Here is a 6,265-nt window from a genome sequence, read left to right as displayed (position 1 = left end):
TACAGAGATGATTATATGAAAGAGTTGCATGAAAAATTTCCTAATTATAATTGGATTTCAAATAAAGGCTATCCAACTGCAGAACATGCTGAAGCGATTGCAAAATATGGCTTTACGCCGTACCATCGAAAAAGTTTTCATTTAAAGTCGAGCCAGCTAAAACTCTTTTAATAATAAATAGAACACTTATTGACACTAATTTCACGAATTGACTTTGCTGATGAATTAATGTCAAATAAATTTTTATTTTAATTAATCCGAGTTCGATATAATTTGTCATTCTGAACGTAGTGAAGAATCTATATTCAAGACCAATAGATACTTCGACTTCGCTCAGTATGACATCTGGGTTCTTTGTATGGTGTATATAAAAAGCATATTATGCTTATATCGAACTTACATTAATTAGTGTTATTCGTGTCTGTTTTTATTGTGATGCCGAGATTTTGTCAACCAAATCGTTAAGTGCTTTCTCGATTTTGCTTTTTACCATAAACTGCATCATTTTTGGGACATCAGCTTTAAGCGTTAGTTTAATTCTGGTGTCACCAGGGGATGCTTCTTTAAGTTGAACCCAGAAGAAGAATTGCATTGGTGTATTTTCTCCGCCTGTATATTTTATTAATCCAAACGGTTCTCGATTAACAATTTTTATTTCCATTGTTCCCACACCTTCGGCATTGAAAGTACATGTATCTTCAGTTGCAATAACATCTTTCACATGTTCGGGTGGTAATAATGGAACAATTCTGCGAAAATCGCTTAACAACCCATAAATATCTTCAATAGGACGTAAGATTTTTCCAACCTTACTTTCTATGGTCATCATATTAAATATAACTAACTATTTTTTCCAGTTTCCTGGATCAATACGCCATTCTTTTAAAGTTTCTACTTCTGATTCCGAAACATAACCAGCTGCTACTGCAGTTGTGATTAATGAGGTATAATTGCTTAATGTAACTAAACGACAGGCAAAATGTGCAAAATTATTAATTGCTGTAGGGAACTCATATGTGAAAATTGCTGCCATACCAACAACTTTACAGCCTGCATCGCGCAATGCTTCTACTGCTTTTAAACTACTTCCACCAGTTGAAATAAGATCTTCAATAACAAGAACGGTTTGTCCTTTTTCCACAACACCCTCAACAAGGTTTTCCATACCATGTTTTTTTGCTTCAGAACGAACATAAACAAATGGTTTGTTTAATTCCTGGGCAACTAAAACTCCTTGAGCAATAGCACCTGTTGCAACTCCGGCAATTACATCAACATCGCCAAATTCTTTTTTAATAACTGCAACAAAACTATCTCTAATATAGTTTCTAACCTCAGGGTAAGACAAAGTCTTCCGATTATCACAATAAATTGGAGATTTCCATCCAGATGCCCAAGTAAATGGATTTGACGGGCTCAGTTTAATTGCTTTTATTTGTAATAAATATTCTGCAACTTTTTGATTAATGTTTTCCATATGGCTCAATATATTATTTATTATTTAGATAGAAGTTTCATTATTTCAAATTGTCAGCTTTCTGATAATATTTCAGAAAGCAATTTCATGAAGCCCGAAGATATAATAAAAATTGCAAATGATTTTGAATCTGATTTCAAAAAAAAGCATTTTTATTTTTTTACTAAGGATATTGACACAGCTTTTACTGCATTTCAAAAGAATTTCGAGGTAATAGAGGCTGCGGGTGGATTGGTAAGAAATTCTAATAAAGATGTTCTTGCAATTTTCAGACTGGGAAAATGGGATTTGCCAAAAGGAAAGATCGAGAATAACGAGTCGCCCGAAGAGGCAGCTTTAAGAGAAATTTCTGAAGAGTGTGGAATTAACGGACATGTACTAATTAAGAAAATTTGTGAGACTTACCATACCTATAAAATGAATGGAAAAAAGATATTAAAAAAAACTTATTGGTTTGATTTTAATATTGATGGTGTACCTGAATTATGTCCGCAAACAATTGAAAATATTGAAGAAGCATGTTGGTTAAAACTAGCAGATTTTAAAATTAAATTAGAAAATTCTTATCCTTCAATAAGACAGGTTGTAAGTGAGTATGAAAATATATAAGTCGAATGTTTTTTAAGTTGCAGAAAAGAAGCAATTTTATAACAAATTAAAAATACGCTCTCATTTGCACGGTGCCAATATGTACAGCTTTTGAATCCTGTGAAATTCTTCCATTGTATGAAATACTGATTTGAAGAGAATTTGATAAGTCACGTTGATATTCAACAACCCATGTTGCATTATTGCCTGCAAGCAATCCTTCTAATAATTCATAGCCTAGAGATGAAGATGCTGTTCCTTTAAAATTTATATGAATATAATCTGCTTTTAAGGAAATGTTTCCTTTTTCTATAACATTATATCTTATTTCTAATCCGGCATTTGTAAGATTGGCTGTTTCTATTCCGGTTAAATTAATTTTATTAGTGTGTTTTCCATTTAAGGTGAATCGTAATGAGTTTGTAGGTTGTATATTTACAGATATTTCTCCGGTTTTTAAATCAAGTTTAAAATTCCTGTTACTGAAATATTCTGATGAAAATGTTTTTTCTGCAGTTGAACCCGAGCCTGAAAGACTAATAAGTTGACTTAGATTCCATCTGAATTTTAGTGTATGTTGTTTTAATGCTCTTATGTCAATACCATTTAATAATAGTAAGCTTCCTTGAACATCCTGATAAAGATAATCTAAACCAAAAACAGAGTTAGTCCGGTTAAACGATAATGTGTTACGGATATTTTTATTTTGCGAAATACTTAAGGAATCGGCAACTATACCCGGAAATGGTAAAATTCTTTGTGCAATTTCTTTTGACTTATGTTTATTATCAATATTGTATGCAAGTTGGTTTGAGAAACGAGAAACTAATTTTTTAAATCCTTTTTTATTTCCCCATACAGTTTCGGGTTTTAAATTTACAACTTGTGTGAGCTTTGTTGTGAAAACTTTCTCAAATTCATTTGTTGGAGTAAATATTCTGATAAATGTTGCCTGATCAGAAAACATTGCAACTTCAAATTCATCTAATTCTTTCATTCCGTTTTCATTGTAGTCTGTCCATGTATATATTCCTTGTCCGGCAGGAACCTCCAGATAAGAAAATTCTTTTTTTGCTTCGAGTCCGCTTCCAGTTTCGTATACGGTGTTAACAGTAAATAACGATTTGTAGATTCGAAGTGAATGTTCTAATCTTCCGGTTAAATTGTCTTCACGTAAAGCTGTTGTTAATGAGGTGTCTGTAATGTCCAATATTCTATAAGTAATATCTGTCTTAAGTATATTTTTGGGATTTTTTGCTAAAGAAGATGAAAAGTGAAAATCATTTGCATTTGTTGCAAAATTTAAATTTTTACCTGTTGGCAAATAGTCTTTTCTATTTATATAGTTAAAAGATAATGGATTTTTTGTTGTGTCGGAAAGTCCTGCAAATGCTTCTAGAATGTCATATCTAAAGCTGTTTGAATAGAGGCTGTCATTCTCAGGTGCTTTCCATTTGTTAATTTCCTGTTCTTCTGCAACACCAAAATAAATTGATTTTAATTCTTTTCTAAGCGAAAGCCTGTGGCGTAAATAGCTTGTGTTTTTATTTGTTTCATCAGATTGCAGATAGCTTCCTTTTCCTTCAACTCTAAATCCTTTCCAAGTTGTTATGGTTGTTAAGTTATTTCTGAATCCTTTAAAAATATTCTGTCTGTTCATATAGTCAATGCCATATAAAAGTGATGTGGTTTTTACTCTTTTAAATGAGAGAGCTAATCCTGTTATTAGCTCATTCTGTTTTGTGTTCGAACTGGTTAAATTCCAGTCTCTTTCAAATTCTGAAGATCTGTATCGTTCCAGTGGGTCGAATTTTTTATCAACCTGTTGTACGTATGTGCTTATGTTAAATTTATTTTTAGATGTATCGCCAAATAAAAATTTCCTGTCAATGGCAATCTTAAAAGCATATCCGGCATTATTATTATCATCTTTTGAAGAAAAAGTATTCAAATCATTTTCGCTAAGTCCAAATTCGTACTTAATGTTAAGTTTTTTAGATATATTAAAATCTGCTCCTGTTGTTACAACAGTTTTTCTTCGTGGGGCAATTAGTTGACGAACAGGTTCGTAATCACCTTGTTTAATGCCATTAATTGGAGCCACCCATTTAAACACTCTTCCATTTGCAGATGAATTTATTTGGATGTAATTTCCATTTCCTGGGCCTAAATAGCTGAATCCTAAATGATAAATCGCGCTGTCGGGATTAGTGCTGAAAACAAAGATGCTGTCATAAATTGTTGTATTTACAATGGTATCTACCATTAAATAATAAACGGAATTACTGTTATTTGCTGTATCAATTGAAAAATAAGGAACTACGGCAAGTGCAGAATTATCTCCGGCTTCAGTTAAAATTATTTTTTCATTTTCTGTTAAATTTTGCTGCAGAGTTTGATTTTTACTATCTTGTTCGGAAATAACATTTAACCATAATTTTCCATTTTTAGTTTGCCATTCATTTCCCGAGAATAATAAAAAGCGTGCATAGTTTTTATCGCTGTATTCATATTCAATTACAATTCGTTTGTCTTTTGTTATTGGCTGTTTTGCAGTAAAGCTTAGTTCGGCAGTATTATAGTCGATTACATAATCATTATTTTGTCCGCGTTCTAACTGCTTGCCATCTATAAAAACACGCTCACTTCCTGCAATAATAATAATGTATGGTTCGTTAAATGCTCCTTTAAGTCTATATGGACCTTGTGTTCCTTCGGTTCCGTTAAATGCCATTCTGAAATATTTTCCTTTAGAAACAGAACCACTTAATGTTGTTTTAAAAATGTTTGTTTTAGCTTTTCCGAATTTAAAAATGTTTGAAGCTATTAAACCTTGTGCTTTTCGGTTCATTGTCATAAAATTTCCGGTTGGCTTGGTTAATTCAAAATCGCCAAGAGTTAATTTAAATGATTCATTAAAGACAGTTATATAAACTTTATCAAAATCCTGAATTTGTTGCGTATTGCCTTCCGGTTGAATTGGAATATTGTTATCAGTTACTGCTGCAAGAATATTTAAATCTTTACTTAATTTTCCTGATAATTGCAGATTAAGATTTGAATTAACAACTACATCCTGATTATTTCCAAACGAAACACCACGTGAAATACTTCCGCGTTTAATTAATTCATCGGTACCAAAATTATTGTTATTTTTTGTTTCGTTAAGTCTGTATGTATATGGGTTTATAGTATTGCCATTTGAATTTAATCTTATTTCAGGATTTTTATGAAAAAAAGATTTTTTAAAATCAATCGGAAAAGTACGGTAACTTATTTTAATGCTCTGAAAATCTTTTTGTAAAAAAATAATCTTAGAATTGGCATAATCAATCTTATATATACTGTCAGGGATTTCTATTCCGTTCTGGTTAAATAATTTTAAAGTTGAAGGAACAATTGCAAGACTGTCAATTTGAATAGTGTCAGATAATGATGTTAAATATTTTGTGTGAAATGTAGAAAGCACTTGTGCTGAGCTATGCAAAGCAAAAATTAAAGAAATAAATATAATTACAAAAAATCTCAATTCTAAGGTTTTTTCAAAGATAGAAAACGAATAGCAGAGTAAACGAAAAAGAAAGGTAGAAATTTTAGAAATTTTGAAAATGGCCTACTATTTCAATTTATCTATAGTAATATATCTGCCATATCCCATAACCTTTTTACCTGACGGATCAACGCCTATGTAATACCACAGGCCATTACGTGAAACAAGGCTGTCTTTTCTTATACAGAAATTTGAAGGATCTATAAATTCTACATTTTTAGCAATATAGCCTTCTTTGCAGTAATCAAAAGTAATAATTCCATTCTTTTTTCTGCAATACCATTTATCAAAGTCAGCTGATGTATATGGTTTTTTTGTAGAATCACCTAATACCCACTGATCATTCTTATAATTATATGTTCCAAATTCTAATATTTTAATATCATTATTTAAGGCTTTTACTGTTGTAGTATGTTTCCAGATATATTTTTTGCTGCCTTTAGTATTTATTTCCGCATAAATTGTGTCGGGTTCATTTGTAACAGAGATTCCTACAGGAAGATCTTTTATTACATCAGGTAAGCCAATAATATTTTCTTCTGATATAATATTACTAATCTTATTTCTGTTATTCTCACTTTGTTCATTACAGCTGAAAAATACGGAAATAATTATTATACAAAGAAAAGCTTGCTTAAATTGCATAGTCA

General features: G+C 31.1%; 6 protein-coding genes. 2 read left to right on the top strand and 4 right to left on the bottom strand.

Annotated elements, in window-relative coordinates; translation table 11 throughout:
- Positions 1-171 (top strand): ribonuclease HII (locus HY951_17565; protein MBI5541869.1); only part of this gene is annotated, 171 nt, incomplete at its 5' end.
- Between the two features lie 256 nt (positions 172-427).
- Here HY951_17565 and HY951_17560 read toward each other — a convergent pair.
- On the bottom strand, positions 428-829 hold the full coding sequence (locus HY951_17560; protein MBI5541868.1) for an SRPBCC family protein: 402 nt from the start codon (positions 827-829) through the stop codon (positions 428-430).
- A gap of 15 nt (positions 830-844) precedes the next feature.
- Complete coding sequence (locus tag HY951_17555) at positions 845-1,477, bottom strand: orotate phosphoribosyltransferase (protein ID MBI5541867.1); 633 nt, start codon at positions 1,475-1,477, stop codon at positions 845-847.
- Here HY951_17555 and HY951_17550 point away from each other — a divergent pair, their 5' ends adjacent.
- Entirely contained in the window at positions 1,478-2,086 is a 609-nt protein-coding gene (locus HY951_17550; protein MBI5541866.1) for an NUDIX domain-containing protein, read from the top strand.
- Between the two features lie 46 nt (positions 2,087-2,132).
- Here the strand turns inward: HY951_17550 and HY951_17545 are convergent, their stop codons facing one another.
- Both HY951_17545 and HY951_17540 read right to left on the bottom strand, forming a co-directional pair.
- Entirely contained in the window at positions 2,133-5,594 is a 3,462-nt protein-coding gene (locus HY951_17545; protein ID MBI5541865.1) for a hypothetical protein, read from the bottom strand.
- Positions 5,595-5,681: 87 nt separating this feature from the next.
- Entirely contained in the window at positions 5,682-6,260 is a 579-nt protein-coding gene (locus HY951_17540; protein MBI5541864.1) for a hypothetical protein, read from the bottom strand.
- Positions 6,261-6,265 lie beyond the last annotated feature (5 nt).

It is taken from the genome of Bacteroidia bacterium (assembly GCA_016218155.1).
Taxonomy (GTDB): domain Bacteria; phylum Bacteroidota; class Bacteroidia; order Bacteroidales; family GWA2-32-17; genus GWA2-32-17.
This window is presented reverse-complemented; position numbering and strand designations above follow the sequence as displayed.

Coding starts and splice junctions, on each gene's coding strand:
- HY951_17560 (MBI5541868.1), bottom strand. CDS start 829: ATGATGACCATAGAAAGTAAGGTTGGAAAAATCTTACGTCCTATTGAA.
- HY951_17550 (MBI5541866.1), top strand. CDS start 1,478: ATGGCTCAATATATTATTTATTATTTAGATAGAAGTTTCATTATTTCA.
- HY951_17540 (MBI5541864.1), bottom strand. CDS start 6,260: ATGCAATTTAAGCAAGCTTTTCTTTGTATAATAATTATTTCCGTATTT.
- HY951_17555 (MBI5541867.1), bottom strand. CDS start 1,477: ATGGAAAACATTAATCAAAAAGTTGCAGAATATTTATTACAAATAAAA.